The 227-nt window shown below is 34.4% G+C and carries 1 protein-coding gene; it reads left to right on the plus strand.

Annotated features, from left to right (window positions below; genetic code table 11):
- A partial coding sequence (locus GYA94_RS27400) for a hypothetical protein (RefSeq protein WP_161893520.1) occupies positions 1-227 on the plus strand: 227 nt, incomplete at both ends.

Below are 227 nucleotides of genomic sequence, written 5' to 3' on the forward strand. Positions count from 1 at the left end.
ATGATGCAAATAAAAAAAAAACAAAAGAAATTGAAGAACTGAAAGAAAACATTCGAACCAGGAATGCTATTTCTTTAGCGAATTTACTGAAGATAATTGGTTGGGAAAACTTTAGAACAATTGCTGAAGAATATATTGCAACATGCGATGATAGAACAATAATAGATCCAGAGCAGTTAGAGACTATTCGCAATGGATTCCGCTTCGGTGGTTTTGAAGCGCTCTAC

Source organism: Pseudomonas juntendi (genome assembly GCF_009932375.1).
Taxonomy (GTDB): Bacteria; Pseudomonadota; Gammaproteobacteria; order Pseudomonadales; family Pseudomonadaceae; genus Aquipseudomonas; species Aquipseudomonas juntendi.